We start from the raw sequence: 16,462 nt of genomic DNA on the forward strand, positions 1-16,462 counted from the left end.
ACTGAGCACAAAATTGGCTTCCAATCCTCGCTTTATGCAAAAAAGTGGAATGTGGATTGCCGAAGTGTAGGCCAAGGGCTTCATGCCCTCGAATACCTTAGTCGCTACCTCATGCGAGGTGTAGTTTCAGAGCAATCCTTGTCCGAAAAAGAGGATAAAGTTCGACTGCGGTATAAGGATTCGCAGACCAAGCGGATGGACTCCAAAGATTTTGGACCCGTGGAGTTTTTACAGCGCCTCGCTCAGCACGTCTTGCCAAGGGGCTTCCATCGCGTGCGGGAATACGGTTTTCTCGCTCCTGCAGCCAAGAAAAAACTCTTTCTTATGCAGAACTTACTGGAAGTCAAAATTCCCAATGATCCTCCGCCAAAATTACCTGCGCTACGCTGCAGTCTTTGTCAGGGCATTATGCTGCCCATTGGCCGAGTCATTAGTGAAGGACGTCTCAAGCAAGAATCTTTAGTGTCAGTAGGGGCACGCTCGCCGCCTATAGTTTCAATCTCCTAAGTTTATTCATTAATTTTTTCAGTACAAAACTTTGGGTCATAGATCCCCTATGCCCAAATTTGAGGAATTTCAGTATAAATGCCCTTCAAAAAATCTTTCGATTGCGATTAATCCTAGGAAAAGACTCGACCTTCACAAAAGTAGTGAGTCCATCTAGTCAAACAGGCGTATCCATTGCCTTTTTTGGGGCAAAATTGACCCCTTCATCTCCCTCAGGCTAAAAAGCTAAATACATAGGGCGGGGTCCGAGCATGGGGCTCGTCCAACCATTGATTAAGATTCCGGCTACTTTGGGTTCCCTTTAATATCAGCGAAATCTAATCTTATTCGTTATACATTTTTTTCTATTTCAATTTTTCCTTGAATTAATCTTTGATCATATGCTGGCCAACCAAATTCACCATTTATTTCTTCAACTCCAAATGTAGGATTTGTAGCAAACTTAAGTTGATTAAATACTCCATTATTCATTGCTTCTTTCATAATTTTTATGATCATATTCCCAATATGATTAACAATATTTGTGTCAATTTCTTCGTCATCTTCATGATCTATTCCATCAAAAATAATATTTTGACCATCAAGAATTGTAACCTTGAAAGGAATATCATTTTCACAATGTTCATCAATTGTTTTTGACCAGTGTGATAAATTTAGTATTGATTCATAAAAATTGGTTGTCCATTCTCCATCAGGTTCAGCATTCGGTCGTGTATCAAAGACTAGTGTGAACCAACCTTCTTGTTCAAATTGGAATCCTAGATGGATAATTTTTATTGGGTCTGATGAATTACCCATTTGTGGATCACTATATTGTTCTACTTTTTCTTTTATGTAATTATATATAGTTTGATAGTCAGTTTTAAGGTTTATTTCGTTCATATTTCTTTATTTAATTTGTTGTATAACGTCTAAACTGAGTTCGTACTTTCTATCTAAATTTTGATTCACAACGAAAGTATCAACTCCAGTTTCTTGTTAGAGTTTTTTCTTTAATTTTTCTCTCATTAATTATAATTCTATGAACACAGTAAAATATAACTACTGATGCCATAACTGTTCCAAATGGATATATGAATAACCAAAAAATTGATATAAAGATTAGAGCTATAAAATATGCTCTAGAATAATAATTAAGTGCATCAGTCATAAATCCTATAAACAACATTGGAAATGCTACACCACCTAGAACGTTTGTGTATTGGTTCATTTTACTAATCAATTCCATGACGCTTTCAGGAAAAAAACTTATGGTGAAAGCAATGTGTGTAAAAAGAGCAAATAGCGTATAAAAGAAATAGTAGATAAGTGAGCTGATTGCTAATAAATGTTTAATCATTTTGTTGTTACTCTAACATCCAGAATGAGCTTGTACCCGTTTGGCGTGAAACATGTTTCTACTTAAAGAGTTATATAATAACATGTTTCATGACATACGAAGGTATCAGCTCGATTCGTTGGTTAGTGATTCCCATTTTGGATATAATTTTTTTTAATATTTTGCTGATTCAGCATTTTATAAAGTCAGATAAAATTCTTTCTTTTCAAAGTTTTGATTTATCTTTTTTGATTGATTTATTTTTTGTGATTCCAAAAAGGATTCATTTTCCATGAACCTTTATTCAGTTTTTTTTGTAATTGACACTTTATTTTGAATCGGTTCTCACTCATTTTTTATCTTTCACTAACGTCTAAACTGAGTTCGTACTTTCTATCTAAATTGTGACTCACAACGAAAGTATCAACTCCAGTTTCTTGTTAGGAGTTTTCCTTTTTATGAGTGAATAGGATATATATTTTAATAAATCGATCATCAGATTTACCTGTTGCTTTCTGCTCAAAAATATTTTGTTTTTGATCTACGTCTGTGGAAATATCACCAAGATTATAAATTATGGAATTATTCTCTAAAAAGCTAGGGTCTAAGATAATTGTCTTTTTAATAAAGGATCCTAGGAGAGTGAAATTGTCGATAGGTTTATTGTAAATTTCTTTATGATATAAAGAAATTTGTTTATTCCTAAATCGTACGATTTTATTTCCCAAAGGTCGTGATACGCGTGTATAGACTATTTTAGGCATTACAAAAGGGATGATTTTTCTCCTTGAAGTCCATCTCGTTTATCAATTTGACTCCATTGCTCCAGAGATCAGTTTATGGAGTTTTTCGATCTTCAGATTGTGATTTCTGTGTATTTCATCCATTATTTGGGCGTGAGGATCCTGGCGCTTATTGAAAAGCACCCGTTTTTAAAATGTATATTCAGCAACTAAAGAACAGGAAGAACCCAAGGCGTAAGTGATTTCTCCCATATTTGATCAAATTTCAACTCCCTCATTTTCCATGGGGTAATTTTGAGTGTCAATGAGCGTCCTTTATTAATGATTTTTCCTGCTAAATCAAAAAGTTTACGACGTACCGTAGTGGGGTAGCAGTTCCAAGAAAAACCCGCAATGTTGCGTTTGAAAATCTGAAAGAGATTGAAGGATACAATACCCATTGAGTACCAAAGGGAGTTAGCGTGAAAGTCGAGACATGGCATCCTCTCACTTGCGAAATCTTTAGCTGCACGGTGAGTGAGTTCATCAGCTCCGCGGGAATGATCATAATCAATTATTTCTTGATCGGAGCAAGATTTTACGTCAAGATTTGTAAGGATAATACGACTTTCTAAACCTAATAAAGCTTCGCCATTCTCTTCTGTAGGCCGTAAAAACAAAGCTCGATACGCCATCTCTTTGGGCCAAGATTTACGACGTTCTGAAAAGTAAGGTAATGCCAAGTACAAGCTTTTTTACGATAGACGCCATCGAAGTTTTCGAGTTTTGTATTGGCATGAATCTTGTGATCTGAATAGCGTTTCCCTGCACAAATAAAGTTGATTTTAAGCGCGTCGCAAGCAGCAAAAATCTTTTGATCGTAATAACACATCCATCGAACGATGACTGAATGTCTCTCAAGATTTCACGAATCATGGTACGATTTCTGTACATCTCAATAGCAACCCCATCGTGATTTGTGAGCAATGACTGATTGGAAATAAGTATCGATATACATGCCGTCCCATATGAGGTTGATTGGGTGATAGCGTTCTTTTTCTTGTAGGTACATTTTACTCCCGCGCGGCATTTAGCGCCGTCGTTATCGTAGACACTGGAGTCTAGAAAGAGAATGACTTTATTCGGATTTTTAGCTTTGAGCGCACTAAGAAAAACCCTGCGGATTAAAGGACGAATCATCTCAACATCTACTGTATAAGCTTTGTGAAGGATTCTTTTTAATGCAGCCGTACCTAGAGCAACTTCACAGCCTAAAAGTTTTTGCCAAGCTTCGTTTTCCTTCAGCGTATCAAAGGTGTTTAAACTACTTTCACGACCGTCCGCAAAAAAGAGTACAAGCTGTAAAAAAGCTTCTTCAAGCTCTATGCCTTTCTTGCTTTTTCTTAGATCTTTAAATACCTGTGCGAGCTCATCACAAATACCTGTGCCATTAATGAAATTAACAAAAGGTGCTAATCCTGCTTGAGAACTTAAGCAGTTTGTGGTGATTCCAATTTTTTTGATTTTTCTTCGACATTCTTTCTTGGATTTTCTAGTTTTTTTGATTTTCTTGGGCATCGTAAGTACGTGGTTTTTGGGTTGAGGTTTTTTGGTCGAAGCTAATTTAACCCAAACTCCACTTTTCACCCACCCAGTGAAGCTTTTATACACAATTCGTACTTCTTAGGTTATTATATCTTTTTCGTATTAAGTCTTTTAAAGGTTCGTACTCTTCAATTTGATCTGTTGCTATGTAACTAAACTCATGTTGTTTAGCTTTGTTTGTTGAGTTTAGAATAGAATGTTCAATTTTACCTGATATTTCAGATCTATACTCAATAATGATATTCATATGTACAGGAGTTTTAGATTGAAAAACTAAATGACTATGGTGTATTTTTATTTCTAGATGTTCTTCCAATTTAGAAATAGGAATTTCCGTATGTTTTCCAATAATTTTTTCAGAACAATATATTGTGTTTGATATTAAAATTAATATATAAAGTATTTGTTTCATTTTATCTCCTAACGTCCTAGATCACCTGTGCTCGAGGTACGAGAGTATCAGGTGGATCTAATGGTTCTACACTATTTTGTTAACCCATTGATTGAATTCATCTTTTGTTTTTTCATCTCCCATTTCGTCAGGGTGTTTAACTATTTCTAATGCTGTTTGAGGAATAGTGGTATTAAATTCCTTTTGTACCCAATTCTGAAATTCAATATTTGGCTTGATATGGCATTCATCAGGATCTGAGTTTGGAGGGTAGGAGAATTCAGAGTTCCAGCAAATCTCGTCGTATCCAATGGCAAGTAAACGTAGAAAATCTATTGGATCTTCTGCCAAGACACAGCATAAAACAGATCCTGAACCTGATCCCATATGAATAATTTTTTGTTTTCCATCATCGTCTAACCATAAAGCAGCTTGTGAACCTTCTCCACCTGTTTTAGCGAATACACAAAGCCGATTCATAACATCTGGTTTTTCGTGTCCAAACCAATATTTTAAGTTTACGTTACCTTCTGGATAAAAGTAAACTAAAGTTCCTCCTTCTCGTTCTTCATCTGTCCAACTTTCATTTAATTTATCTTCAGGAAATAAAAAACCTGTTCTGCCATTTGCTTGATCTGTGTAAAGCTTATTATGCTCTATCCAGTCAAATAATTTTTTTAGTGGATCTGGTAAGTACATACCAGGTAGCAGGGTTTCGGATATTTGTTGTGTAAGTGTATTCATATTTTATTTATGTAGAACGTCTGGGTTTAGTGATACTCGAGGAACGAGAGTATTCACTGCGACCCTTTGTTAGATCTTTTCTCTTTTATTGTTGATAATTAGACTTTTATTTCTTTTCATTTGCTGATTCCGCATATACTTGGAATCTTATTTGATGCACAGTTTGCGTTCACTTTTGGTGAATTGCTGAGTTCGCATTTACTCAGCTTAATTCTGTGATCCCAAGAATAAAGTGACTTGCTTTTTAAGATGCGAATTTTCATCAATTCTTATGAATTTTATTCTGATCTAACGTCTGAACTGAGTAGTACTTTCTATATAAAGTTTGACTCGAAACGAAAGTATCTACTCCAGTGATTTGTTATGTATTAGTCTCTTTATTTTTTATAAGTGTTGATTCAATATTTGCTGATATAACATCAATTTAATTTTGGATAAAATCTACTTCGTATTGATAATACTTTGATAAGATCCAGTCTAGTTTTCCCTGGGTTAGCGGTATGACCTCCCAGGTTATTTGATAAGACTTCTTAATTGGATATTTGGTTTGGAAACTTGTTTACGTTTGTTGTGATAATTACTAGCCAAATTCTATGTTCATTTTTCGTTTTTTATTTTCCTACATAACGTCTGAACTGAGTAGTACTTTCTATTTAAAATTTGACTCCAAACGAAAGTATCTACTCCAGTGATTTGTTAGATCTTTTCTTTTTTACTGTTGATAATTAGACTTTTATTTCTTTTTATTTGCTGATTCCGCATATACTTGGAATCGTATTCGATGCATAGTTTGCGTTTACTTCTGGTGAATTGTTGACTTCGCATTTATGCAGCTTAATTCTGTGATTCCAAGAATAAAGTGAGTCGCTTTTTAAGATGCGAATTTCTATCAATTCTTATGAATTTTATTCTGATCTAACGTCCAGGATGATTTGTACTTTCTATCTAAATTGTGACTCACAACGAAAGTATCAGATCGATCCGTTTGTTAGTATTTTTTCTTTTTCTTGTTTTTTATTTAAAAATTCTGATCATTATCAGATCAGCATTTCTGATTCAATTTAGCTCTAAAATTATAGGTTCAGATAATTCTAAATTCGTGCATCCGCGATTCTGGGATTCTCGTTTCTATCATCTAAATTTATTATATACTAACGTCCAGGATGATTTGTACTTTCTATCTAAATTGTGACTCACAACGAAAGTATCAGATCGATCCGTTTGTTAGTTTTTGTCTTTTATTTCTGATTTCTATATTTATAAAATTCTTTCATTTGAGATAATGAATTCAGATCTGATTTTGTTCTAAAATCATCTTACTTCAGATAATTCTAACTTCGTGCATCTGCGATTTATTTGGACTCTCATTTCTACAATTTGTTTTTAATTTTATTACAAACTAACGACCTAGATCACCTGTACTCTGATGGCATGAAAAATGCTCCGCATTTTGAGTGCCAGAGGAAAGTATCAGGTGGATCTAATGGTTAGATTTTATGTTTTTAATTGCTGATAATTAGATTTATTTTGATTCAAATTCTGATTCGATCAATTGCTGATTCCGCATTTACTCGGAATCATATTTGATGCATAGTTTGCGTTTACTTCTGGTGAAATGCTGACTTCGCATTTATACAGATTAAGACTGTGTGTTATAGATTGTGTTTGAAAATATGACTCTGAGCTTAGGATGATTTGCTTTCTAGATGACGTGATCAGATAAAATATATTTTTAATTTTATTACAATCTAACGTCTGGGTTTAGTGATACTCGAGGTACGAGAGTATTCACTGCGACCCTTGGTTCGGTTTTTTTTGTTTAATTCTTTTGTGTTTGGTTAAGGCTATCAATCGCGTTTTTCATTTTGTTGATAATCTCTGTTTTTTTATTATCCGACAATGTGTTATTATTTTCAATTTTTTTGATTTCGTCGTTTATATAATCGATACCAAAGCCTTCTTCAATAATTATTTGTGCATCATTTTTCACTTTGATCCATTTTATATACGATGTTACATTCGTAATGACTACAGTTATTACGAATAGACTACAAAGTAAGAAAACGATAAAATCTAATATCGGATAGTTATCTGTTAATTTCAGTGCTAATGCTAGCACCAAAATTATTCTGAATTGATATTTTTTATTGAATTCAATTATGTTATTTATCATTTTTTATTTTTTACCGAACATCCAGAATGAGCTGGTACCTGTTTGGCGTGAAACATGTTTCACGTCAAGAGATGATACCGTAACATGTTTCATGACATACATAGGTATCAGCTCGATTCGTTGGTTAGGATATTTTCTTTACTCATTATCCGTAATTTATATGTCCCGCCTTTATATGTGAGGGTTAAATTTTTATCATCTCTTTCTATAATTTCTAATTTATAGATAAAGAATGGAAAAACTGGAAAGTTTGTGTAACAATAATTGTCATCAAAGGCGATATAATCAAAATGCATATTTTGTTCAATTAGACCAGATTTTTTAATAGTCAGTGATGTTATTTTATACATTTCGTTGAATCTTTTGGCCTGCTTCAGAATGATGAATTTTCTCCCCCATATTACATATGCTAGGATACCAAGAGCACCAAATGCTGATTGGAAAATTTGTATAGTTGTCATTTTTCTTTTATATCCTAACGTCCTAGATCACCTGTGCTCGAGGTACGAGAGTATCAGGTGCATCTAATGGTTAGATCTATTTCTATTTTCTATTTTTTTCAATATTTGATGTCATATATGAAGAGACAATTGGACCAATAATTGGAATAGTTAAAATGATTAGTGTCCATAATGCTTGTGCACTATCACTTAATTTTAAATGTTTGATTCTAATTAAGGATGTAATACATAAAATTATATGAATAATTCCACATATAAGTGGAGTGTATTTTATGAAGACTTTATAGAATTCCTTTAATAAAATATACCCAATAAGAGCTAACATAATAAGTGTAAATACTTTCAATATGTTTACGTATGCTTTCCCAAATGTGTTTTCCATTTCCTTTCCTTATTTATATCTGATCTAACGACTAAGCTGAGGGAGATTTGAGCCTAAGCGAAAATCTTCCTTCCAGCTTTTGGTTAGTGTTTTAATGATTGAAAATAAGTTACTAATTCTTTATTTCCTTTTTTCTTTGCATACTCTAAAGGAGTCAAATTTTTACGATCATACTTTGTAGCTTTGATACTTATATCAGCCCCGTGTTTCACTAAAGCTTTTATCAAATCAAGTCTATCCATTACAACACATGAGTGTAGTAAGGTTCCTCCATCTTCATCAATTTCATTTAAATCGTCTAATTTGGCATTTTCGATCAAAATAAGCGCTAACTCTGAGGGGACACCACTATATGTGATGTTATCTAGTATCGAACGATCGATTAGATTTTTTTTCTTTAGTAATATTTTTACACACTCAGTACTACCATATCGCACTGCCTTATCGAATAACGAATAATCAAAGGTAACATTCATATTCAAATACTTATGAGTTTTTTCAATATTATTAAAAGCTACTGCAGACTCAAGTGAATCATATAATTCAGAGTCAAAATCGTCTGTAAATGAACTATTTGCATTATACTTTTTTAACAATTCAATAATCGTCTTGTCTACATTCTTTTTGTATGCGACATCTAAAGCAGTTACTTGTTGAACTTTTGCTTTTAAATTCACGTCTACACCTAACTTTAAATAATAACTTAATAGTTCGATGTCTTTTCTTACAGCAGTGTGTAGGACAGTTCCATAATTAGGAGAATTATAATTGTAATTAGCGCCATTACTGACTAATTCTTTAGCAATATTTAGACTCTTAGTTTTTAATAATGGGGTTCTGAATGATGATGTAATGTTATTAACATCAGCACCTTTTTTAATTAATATTTTAACTAAATCTAAATTGTCGTTTTCAATGGCGATAATTAACGGGGTTTCACCTGTTACGGTCTTATATAATGCTATTTTTGGATCTTTAATGATACTTTCTGCTTTTGAATAATCTTTATTTTCTATAGCTACCTTGTATTTAGAAAATTTTTCCTCATCTGTTGAACATGATGATAGAAGAAAGGTGAGTAAAATGACTGCTATTTGTTTCATTATTTGTCCTTTTTTATTGTACACTAACGATTTAAATGAGGGAGATCTGAGCGTTAGCGAAGATCTTCCTTCGATTTGTTGGTTAGTCGTTTTTCATATATAAAGTAATGGTCACTAATTCCACCTCTTAGTAGCAAGTACCATTTCTTAGAATTTTCTTTACATAATAGAGCATACTCGTTAAGATCGTTGCCAATTAAGGTTCTACTAGGTAAAGGTAAATATATAAACTCATTTACTTTAATTTCGTCATTAGTTATTTCGTATTCCTCCAAATTAATTAAGCCTTTTTGCTGACTTAATTCTGTATATAATGGTTGTATATGTTCAGGAGTAATTGTTTTTTGCACAGTTTTTGCTGATGTATTTAATTCGTTTGGCTCTTCGGATTTATCATTTTTGGACTTACACCCAATGACTAGAATGATTATTAAAATGTATAGAAATTTCATTGTTATTATTACCGACTAACGTCTAAACTGAGTTCGTACTTTCTATCTAAAATTTGATTCATAACGAAAGTATCAACTCCAGTTTCTTGTTAGGCTATTGTCTTATTTTTTAGTGATTTGATAGATGTGATTAAACTATAGAATGTACAGATAAAGATTATTAAAGGGTACAGTCCAGAAAAATTGTACCTTGAGTATGATCTAGATTTATAAGAAAAGTATTTATCGAAAAATATATCTATATAAAAGATAATTATTAATATGGCTATATCTAAAGTTATATAAGTTTTTATGAATTTCGTAAAGTGTTTATATTCTTTAAAAATTTTCAAAAATAAGTATATGGCAACAATTATTAAAAATAGAACACATGCAACTTTTGAGGGTTGATAATAATTCTTTTCAGTAATTTGAATGAGCAACGAATCATTTGATATGATTTTTATTCCAAAAAGAATTATGCCAAATAATGTTCCTAATCCAAAATGATCTTTATCTTTTTTCATTATTATTACAGCCTAACGTCTAAGCTGAGGGAGATTGAGCCTTAGCGAAAATCTTCCTTCCGGCTTCTTGTTAGTTGTGTTTCTATTTCTGATTTCTTATAAATTGATATAAGTGTTGAAATGTTGGTTAAAAATAAATTAGGTAAGATTATTCCTAAATTAGCAAATATGATCATCAGTGCCGTTTCATTTCTACTGTCTAGAAATAATAGAAACATTACCCAAAATAAAACTGTATGAATAATCAATATTGTTGATAGAAGAGGTTTATTTAAAATATGTTTCTTAAAATAGGTTCTAATCAATAAGTAAATTAATAAGTTTGTGATTACTCCTATTACTAAAGGTAGTAAATAATATATCTGAAATCGTTCTGGTCCGATAGGACCTCTTGCTGCAACTTTTTGACTAGAAGTTAACATGGCTGGAGCCATGATTATGCTCAGGAAGTTGAAAATTAATCCAAAGACTGAAAATGTTTTAAGACTTGAAAGTTGTTTGATCATTATATGTTCAACTAACGTCTAAGCTGAGGGAGATTTGAGCCTTAGCGAAAATCTTCCTTCCAGCTTTTGGTTCTGTATTTTCTATTTTCTATTTTTTATTTCTATAAGATTATTGCTGACTTAGCATAATTCTAAATTGAGGATTCAACTTTTGCTCTAGAATTTCTAGCTTCAGATAAGATTAAATGTGTGCATCCGCGATTTATTGGATCGTCGTTTCTTTCATTATTCTTTATTCTACAGAACGACTTAAATCACCTGTACTCGAGGTACGAGAGTATCAGGTGCATTTTCTTGTTCTATGTTTCATTTATTTGGGATATCATTTTCTTTTTTGTTTTCATTAGCCAGTAATCCTGTATCCCTAAAACTAACAATGGGATTCCATAAATTACATATGAACTTACTATTTCTAAATTTATAAATTCAAAAAAAATGTATAGTGCAAATGGTAACGCAGTTATATGAATAACAGCATGTTTAAGAAAGAAATTTTTGATTTTATTATCATCAATTCCTTTATAAATAGACTGATATCGAAGTCCGCTCAGGATAGTTAAAATTATAATTGAAGACATTGAGTGTTTTTTACTTTATTTCCATAGAACGTCTGAACTGAGTAGTACTTTCTATTTGAAATTTGACTCCAAACGAAAGTATCTACTCCAGTGATTTGTTAGGTTTGTTTCGTTTCTATTTTTTCTGAATTTTGTTCAATTGATGTATGATATAAAGCTGTAATTAATCCGATATATAAAATACCTAGTACGATTACAAGATAACCAAATTTATATATTTGTTTTGCTGATTCCGCTTTTTCTTTATCATCTTTTTTATTGGCTCTGTGATGATTATAATGAGCTATTATTATCCCAAAAATTACAATTGGAAATCCTGCAAATGCAGCCCAAGTTCCGATTATGAGGAATGCTCCAAAAAGTATAATTAATGTTGCGATCATTGTGTTTATTGTTGATTACCTAACGTCTAAACTGAGTTCGTACTTTCTATCTAAAATTTGATTCACAACGAAAGTATCAACTCCAGTTTCTGGTTAGTATTTTTTTTCTATTTCTTGTTTTTTATTTAAAACTTCAGATTCAATTTGTTCTAACAAATTCTTGGTTCAGATAATTCTAAATTCATGCATCCGCGATTTATTGGATAATCGTTTCTACCATTAAAATTTATTCTATACTAACGTCTAAGCTGAGGGAGATTTGAGCCTTAGCGAAAATCTTCCTTCCAGCTTTTGGTTCTGTATTTTCTATTTTCTATTTTTTATTTCTATAAGATTATTGCTGACTTAGCATAATTCTAAATTGAGGATTCAACTTTTGCTCTAGAATTTCTAGCTTCAGATAAGATTAAATGTGTGCATCCGCGATTTATTGGATCGTCGTTTCTTTCATTATTCTTTATTCTACAGAACGTCTGGATTGAGTTGGATTCGAGGTACGAGAATCTCAACTCCGATCCTTGGTTAGACTTTGTTTTTATTTGATTTCAAAGAATTTTTCAAATGACTCTAAATCCATGATTTCATTGTTGTACTTTAGAACCATTTTGTGACTTTCTATATATTTTCTCAACTCTGATTTAATGTTAGAAATACCTTTACATAATGCATGTAAACTATTTTCTCCGAATTGTGGGGTAGGTGAGAAGTTTAATCCTTTGAATTTAGCATGAGAGTAAAAGTAACCTTCATGTTCAACTGGTTTTGCTAATAAAATTTTGAATTTTCTAACTTTTTCTTTGGAGTCAATAGTTTCAATTTCTATATCAACTATTGGATCATCCTTCCAAGCATCGGGATACATTATATTGCTCCATTTTATTTTAGTCTAACGTCTGAACTGAGTAGTACTTTCTGTTTAAAATTTGACTCCAAACGAAAGTATCTACTCCAGTGATTTGTTATACTTTGTTTTGATTTTTTAATTTAGTGCAATCAGGACGAACCAAGCAGCTGGTATACATAGTGCATTACTTAAAGTCGTGATTAGATAAAAAGTTCCTTTTTTATTATTTGATTTTTTTGATATAATTAATCCAAATACGAAGCAAATGATTGTTAAAGCACAACCTAGTAATAAGCCGAATATACCTACACCGATACCACCCATATCGGTGCCTGAGCCAATTACTTTTGTAGTTATAGTTGGCATGAAAACCCCAAATAAACTAAATAAGAAAGAAATTATATTAGTCATATTAGAAGACTGATTTACGGTTCTTTTGGTGCTTTTATTTGTCATTTTTTTTGTAGTATAACGACCTAAATGAGCTGTATTTTCTATTTAAAATTTGATTCAAAACGAAAATATCAGTTCGATTTTTTGGTTAGTATTTCGTCTTTTTTTGTTTTTTAATTTATAAAATCTGATCATTTGAGATAATTATTTCTGATTCAATATCGTTCTAAAATTATCTAAGTTCTGATCATTGTGAATGTGTGCATCCGCGATTCATGGGATAATCGTTTCTGACATTTAAATTTATTCTATACTAACATGGTTTTGTGCGTACGATGAGTTTGTCGGGGATGGTTAAGTTTTTCATGGTTTTAAGATAGCAGTGATGTTGTGAGTTTTGTAATGCCTTCACGATGTTTAAAGTCAATAAGTGAGTCTTTGCTAAGTAGTGATCTGTAGTAGCTAGTACGCATAACCCGAGAATACGGGAGTTATGTGTAGTATGCATAAGTCGGGGGTTGTATTATGAAGAGCCAAAAAAGGGCTTAAAAGTAGTTGTATTTTATTGCATTATTGAGTATGAATAAACCGGAAATGCGGGGGTTATGTGTAGCATGCATAAGTCGGGGAATACCGCGGAGGCATAGTTTTGCGACGCATTTGTTGGAGCGTGGGACTGACTTGAGGACGATTCAGGAGTTGTTGGGGCATGAGGATATAAGTACGACGCAGATTTATACCCATGTGCTGAGTTTGAACCAATCTGGGACGCGCAGCCCTTTAGATGATTTGTAGTTGAGGAATCAGGAATTAAAAATTAAAAGACAGGCAGGCTCCGCATCAAAAGTGGTTAAAGCACTTTTGTGGGAAAGGGGGAAACTGTAATGTGTGAGTGACTCCTACCTCCAAGTAAATATCAATCATCTAATAGAATGGGGCTTTGCGAACTTCGCAAAAGCAAAAGCGCACGAGGCGGGCAATTTTTGGTTCTTAATGATCAATTCTAAATTATTAAAGTGCCCAAGAGTTCTAATGACTAAAAGTTGTCTCTTCTCTGTGCTCTCCGCGCGCTCGGTGGTCAAATGTCATCTTAGAACTATAAAGAAAATCTTAAAAATAAATTCTGAACAAAAACTTCGTGTCTTGGCGCCTTCGCGAGAGAATCTTAAGACTTATGGGAAACTAGTTGAGTTGGAATCGTAGGGACGCTGTCCCCATCCCTGCTAGGCTTGCCAGCCATCGACGGGCAGAGATTAATGTTGAATATTTTCTATGCAGGCGGAGGCGGAGCTCCAGGCCCATTGGAAGTTGTAGCCACCGAGCCAGCCGGTGACATCGACGGATTCACCGATGAAATAGAGTCCGGGTACTTTTTGGACTTCCATACTCTTGCTAGAGAGTTCACGTGTGTCGAGGCCGCCGAGAGTGACTTCTGCTGTACGGTAACCTTCGGTTCCTGATGGTGTGATTGAGCATTGGAAAAGCATTTCTTTTATTTTATTAATCTCGACTTTAGAGAGCTGGGCCATGGGTTTTTGCGGAGCGCGCAAAAAGAGCTCGATGAACTTTTTCGGGAGGTAGCTTTTGAGGACTTGGTCGAGATTTTCCTTAGCGCGAGTCTTACGAAGTTCATTGATGAATTCTTCGGGGTTCTCGTCGGGTAAAAAGTTAAAAAAGACGGGCTGGCTTTCCTGCCAATAAGAAGAGATCTGTAAAATTGCGGGGCCAGAAATTCCACGGTGAGTGAAGAGGATATTTTCTCTAAAACTCGTTTTTTTATTAAGTGAAACCTTAGCCTCAATAGCGACACCCGCTAAGCTCTTGGCGAGCTCGAGTTTTTCTCCACTCAAGGTAAAGGGAACAAGTCCGGGTCGCGTCGGGATGAGATTGAGTTCGAATTGTTTTGCTATTTTGTAAGCAAAGTTGGTGGCGCCAATTTTTGGCATGGAGAGTCCGCCACTTGCAATGACCAATTTTTGAGTGAAAACCTTGCCATTAGAAGTTGTGAGTTCAAAACCATTGTCTAATTTGCGGACTTCGCTCACTTCGCATTGGTAGTGGGTGTCGACATGTTTTGAACGACATTCTTCTTGGAGTATCGCGAGGATGGCGTGAGATTTTTGATCGCAAAAGAGTTGGCCCAAAGTCTTTTCGTGAAAAGTTAAGCTGTGACTTTTGACTAGCTTAATAAAATCGTGCTGCGTGTAGCGCTTGAGTGCGGAAATGCAAAAACGTGGGTTTTGCGAGAGGTAGCGGTCGGGCTGAATATTGAGGTTGGTGAAGTTACAGCGTCCCCCACCAGAAATGATGATTTTTCGACCTGGCTTGGGGTTGTGGTCAATGATAAGAGTTTTGATGTCTTTTTTTGCCGCTAAGCCAGCACACATGAGGCCGGCTGCACCTGCTCCGATAACGACGAGGTCGTATTTAGGATTTGGGTTCATTCTCGTCTTGGGGATCTTTGAGCATGAAAATGAAGTAGACAAAGCCAATAGCGCCTAATACTAAGGTGAGTAAAAAACGCTTTGTAATGGATGGCCCAGATTTGGGTGGGTGCTTCATGAAGTGAAACAAGACCGCGAGGGCGCATGCGGTGTGAACCACTGCGGTGAGACCGAGGAAAAGCATGAGGGCTAATTTTATATCAACTGCAAGTAACATGATTTATTCCTTAACTGCGGTGTAAATTGTGACTGTGCCCATGCAAAGGCTATCGGTGTGCTTAACAGTGAAGCCGCATTTCTTGAGCAAGGCATTCATCTCTTCTGGAGCTAAACAGTTTTTAATTGAGCGGTCTAGGTACTCGTAAGCTTCGAGGCGTGAGCCATAGATTTTTGCACCCAAAGGTAAGGCGAGGGCCATGTAGAGGGAATGGAAAAAACTAATGGGCTTAAACTTTGGCTGAGTTAGGTCGAGCATGGAAATGACGCCGCCGGGACGCAAGATTCTATGGCATTCTTTGTAGAAGCGTTCGAGATCGGGAAGATTTCTAAGGACAAAAGCCGAAGTGACGGCACTGGTGCATTCATTTTTGAAGGGAAGGTCAGATGCGGAAAGGCGCAAGACTTCCTGTGCATTGCCTGAATTCGCTGCAATTTCTAGGAAGCGGGGGCAAATGTCTGAGCTTAGGAAGCGTGCTTCAGGGAGGTGTTTTTTAGAAAGTGCTGATAAAGATCCAGGGCCACAGCCAATGTCGAGTACAGGGTGGCTGGGGTCATAGTATTGTTTGAGGCGTTTGAGTAACTTAAGGCGCCAGCCCTTGTCCATGCCCATGGAAATGAAGGTATTAATTTTTTCATAAGTATCGGCGATTTCCTGAAACATATCTTCGACGTTTTTACGCCATTCATCGGCATCGCTTTTTTTGATTTGAGTGAGTTTATCCATGCTGATA

General features: G+C 34.5%; 17 protein-coding genes and 2 pseudogenes. 2 read left to right on the forward strand and 17 right to left on the reverse strand.

Translation table 11 applies throughout. The features are described from left to right. A partial coding sequence (locus LNTAR_RS19425; protein ID WP_007280465.1) for a transposase occupies window positions 1-507 on the forward strand: 507 nt, incomplete at its 5' end. Window positions 508-837: 330 nt separating this feature from the next. On the opposite strand, the gene LNTAR_RS19430 is transcribed toward LNTAR_RS19425, so the two are convergent. The 14 genes and pseudogenes from LNTAR_RS19430 to LNTAR_RS19520 all read right to left on the reverse strand — a co-directional run bounded on the left by LNTAR_RS19430 (window position 838) and on the right by LNTAR_RS19520 (window position 13,131). Further along, window positions 838-1,389: a hypothetical protein gene (locus LNTAR_RS19430; protein WP_007280466.1), complete on the reverse strand. Its 552-nt coding sequence runs from the start codon at window positions 1,387-1,389 to the stop codon at window positions 838-840. Between the two features lie 79 nt (window positions 1,390-1,468). Then, a complete protein-coding gene (locus LNTAR_RS27605; protein WP_007280467.1) occupies window positions 1,469-1,846 on the reverse strand; it encodes a hypothetical protein in 378 nt (125 codons plus the stop codon). Between the two features lie 931 nt (window positions 1,847-2,777). After that, window positions 2,778-4,218: pseudogene (locus LNTAR_RS19455) on the reverse strand (transposase). After that, entirely contained in the window at window positions 4,211-4,564 is a 354-nt protein-coding gene (locus tag LNTAR_RS19460) for a hypothetical protein (protein WP_007280472.1), read from the reverse strand. The pseudogene LNTAR_RS19455 and the gene LNTAR_RS19460 overlap by 8 nt, the downstream one beginning before the upstream one ends. A 66-nt stretch (window positions 4,565-4,630) precedes the next feature. Then, window positions 4,631-5,287: a hypothetical protein gene (locus tag LNTAR_RS19465; RefSeq protein ID WP_040915370.1), complete on the reverse strand. Its 657-nt coding sequence runs from the start codon at window positions 5,285-5,287 to the stop codon at window positions 4,631-4,633. A 1,819-nt stretch (window positions 5,288-7,106) separates the two neighbouring features. Beyond that, a complete protein-coding gene (locus tag LNTAR_RS27355; protein WP_157473730.1) occupies window positions 7,107-7,277 on the reverse strand; it encodes a hypothetical protein in 171 nt (56 codons plus the stop codon). 290 nt (window positions 7,278-7,567) lie between these two features. Further along, entirely contained in the window at window positions 7,568-7,921 is a 354-nt protein-coding gene (locus LNTAR_RS19475) for a hypothetical protein (RefSeq protein ID WP_007280475.1), read from the reverse strand. 82 nt (window positions 7,922-8,003) lie between these two features. After that, window positions 8,004-8,303, reverse strand: a complete 300-nt coding sequence (locus LNTAR_RS19480) for a hypothetical protein (RefSeq protein ID WP_007280476.1) — start codon at window positions 8,301-8,303, stop codon at window positions 8,004-8,006. Window positions 8,304-8,386: 83 nt separating this feature from the next. After that, on the reverse strand, window positions 8,387-9,406 hold the full coding sequence (locus LNTAR_RS19485; RefSeq protein ID WP_007280477.1) for an ankyrin repeat domain-containing protein: 1,020 nt from the start codon (window positions 9,404-9,406) through the stop codon (window positions 8,387-8,389). 53 nt (window positions 9,407-9,459) lie between these two features. Then, a complete protein-coding gene (locus tag LNTAR_RS19490) occupies window positions 9,460-9,858 on the reverse strand; it encodes a hypothetical protein (protein ID WP_007280478.1) in 399 nt (132 codons plus the stop codon). Window positions 9,859-10,405: 547 nt separating this feature from the next. Continuing rightward, window positions 10,406-10,870, reverse strand: coding sequence for a hypothetical protein (locus LNTAR_RS19500; protein ID WP_007280479.1), 465 nt, complete (start codon window positions 10,868-10,870; stop codon window positions 10,406-10,408). 676 nt (window positions 10,871-11,546) lie between these two features. Next, complete coding sequence (locus LNTAR_RS19510; protein WP_007280481.1) at window positions 11,547-11,831, reverse strand: hypothetical protein; 285 nt, start codon at window positions 11,829-11,831, stop codon at window positions 11,547-11,549. Window positions 11,832-12,366: 535 nt separating this feature from the next. After that, window positions 12,367-12,693: a hypothetical protein gene (locus LNTAR_RS19515; protein ID WP_007280482.1), complete on the reverse strand. Its 327-nt coding sequence runs from the start codon at window positions 12,691-12,693 to the stop codon at window positions 12,367-12,369. A gap of 117 nt (window positions 12,694-12,810) precedes the next feature. After that, window positions 12,811-13,131 (reverse strand): hypothetical protein, encoded by a 321-nt coding sequence (locus tag LNTAR_RS19520; RefSeq protein ID WP_162026430.1) that lies wholly within the window; start codon window positions 13,129-13,131, stop codon window positions 12,811-12,813. A gap of 576 nt (window positions 13,132-13,707) precedes the next feature. On the opposite strand from LNTAR_RS19520, the pseudogene LNTAR_RS26775 reads away from it, so the two are divergent. Further along, window positions 13,708-13,863, forward strand: a pseudogene (locus LNTAR_RS26775) (tyrosine-type recombinase/integrase); the annotation flags it as partial. 458 nt (window positions 13,864-14,321) lie between these two features. Here the strand turns inward: LNTAR_RS26775 and LNTAR_RS19530 are convergent. From LNTAR_RS19530 to LNTAR_RS19540, 3 genes are read right to left on the reverse strand one after another with little or no spacing between them, the layout of a single operon-like run. Further along, a complete protein-coding gene (locus LNTAR_RS19530) occupies window positions 14,322-15,512 on the reverse strand; it encodes a BaiN/RdsA family NAD(P)/FAD-dependent oxidoreductase (protein WP_007280485.1) in 1,191 nt (396 codons plus the stop codon). Then, a complete protein-coding gene (locus LNTAR_RS19535) occupies window positions 15,496-15,729 on the reverse strand; it encodes a hypothetical protein (RefSeq protein WP_007280486.1) in 234 nt (77 codons plus the stop codon). The genes LNTAR_RS19530 and LNTAR_RS19535 overlap by 17 nt, the downstream gene beginning before the upstream one ends. A 3-nt stretch (window positions 15,730-15,732) precedes the next feature. Beyond that, a complete protein-coding gene (locus tag LNTAR_RS19540) occupies window positions 15,733-16,455 on the reverse strand; it encodes a ubiquinone/menaquinone biosynthesis methyltransferase (protein ID WP_007280487.1) in 723 nt (240 codons plus the stop codon). Between the last annotated feature and the right edge of the window lie 7 nt (window positions 16,456-16,462).

Origin of the sequence: Lentisphaera araneosa HTCC2155 (assembly GCF_000170755.1) — a bacterium.
GTDB classification, from domain to species: Bacteria; Verrucomicrobiota; Lentisphaeria; order Lentisphaerales; family Lentisphaeraceae; genus Lentisphaera; species Lentisphaera araneosa.

Coding starts and splice junctions, on each gene's coding strand:
- LNTAR_RS19485 (WP_007280477.1), bottom strand. CDS start 9,406: ATGAAACAAATAGCAGTCATTTTACTCACCTTTCTTCTATCATCATGT.
- LNTAR_RS19510 (WP_007280481.1), bottom strand. CDS start 11,831: ATGATCGCAACATTAATTATACTTTTTGGAGCATTCCTCATAATCGGA.
- LNTAR_RS19535 (WP_007280486.1), bottom strand. CDS start 15,729: ATGTTACTTGCAGTTGATATAAAATTAGCCCTCATGCTTTTCCTCGGT.
- LNTAR_RS19490 (WP_007280478.1), bottom strand. CDS start 9,858: ATGAAATTTCTATACATTTTAATAATCATTCTAGTCATTGGGTGTAAG.
- LNTAR_RS19430 (WP_007280466.1), bottom strand. CDS start 1,389: ATGAACGAAATAAACCTTAAAACTGACTATCAAACTATATATAATTAC.
- LNTAR_RS19520 (WP_162026430.1), bottom strand. CDS start 13,131: ATGACAAATAAAAGCACCAAAAGAACCGTAAATCAGTCTTCTAATATG.
- LNTAR_RS27605 (WP_007280467.1), bottom strand. CDS start 1,846: ATGATTAAACATTTATTAGCAATCAGCTCACTTATCTACTATTTCTTT.
- LNTAR_RS19480 (WP_007280476.1), bottom strand. CDS start 8,303: ATGGAAAACACATTTGGGAAAGCATACGTAAACATATTGAAAGTATTT.
- LNTAR_RS19500 (WP_007280479.1), bottom strand. CDS start 10,870: ATGATCAAACAACTTTCAAGTCTTAAAACATTTTCAGTCTTTGGATTA.
- LNTAR_RS19530 (WP_007280485.1), bottom strand. CDS start 15,512: ATGAACCCAAATCCTAAATACGACCTCGTCGTTATCGGAGCAGGTGCA.
- LNTAR_RS19515 (WP_007280482.1), bottom strand. CDS start 12,693: ATGTATCCCGATGCTTGGAAGGATGATCCAATAGTTGATATAGAAATT.
- LNTAR_RS19465 (WP_040915370.1), bottom strand. CDS start 5,287: ATGAATACACTTACACAACAAATATCCGAAACCCTGCTACCTGGTATG.
- LNTAR_RS19475 (WP_007280475.1), bottom strand. CDS start 7,921: ATGACAACTATACAAATTTTCCAATCAGCATTTGGTGCTCTTGGTATC.
- LNTAR_RS19460 (WP_007280472.1), bottom strand. CDS start 4,564: ATGAAACAAATACTTTATATATTAATTTTAATATCAAACACAATATAT.
- LNTAR_RS19540 (WP_007280487.1), bottom strand. CDS start 16,455: ATGGATAAACTCACTCAAATCAAAAAAAGCGATGCCGATGAATGGCGT.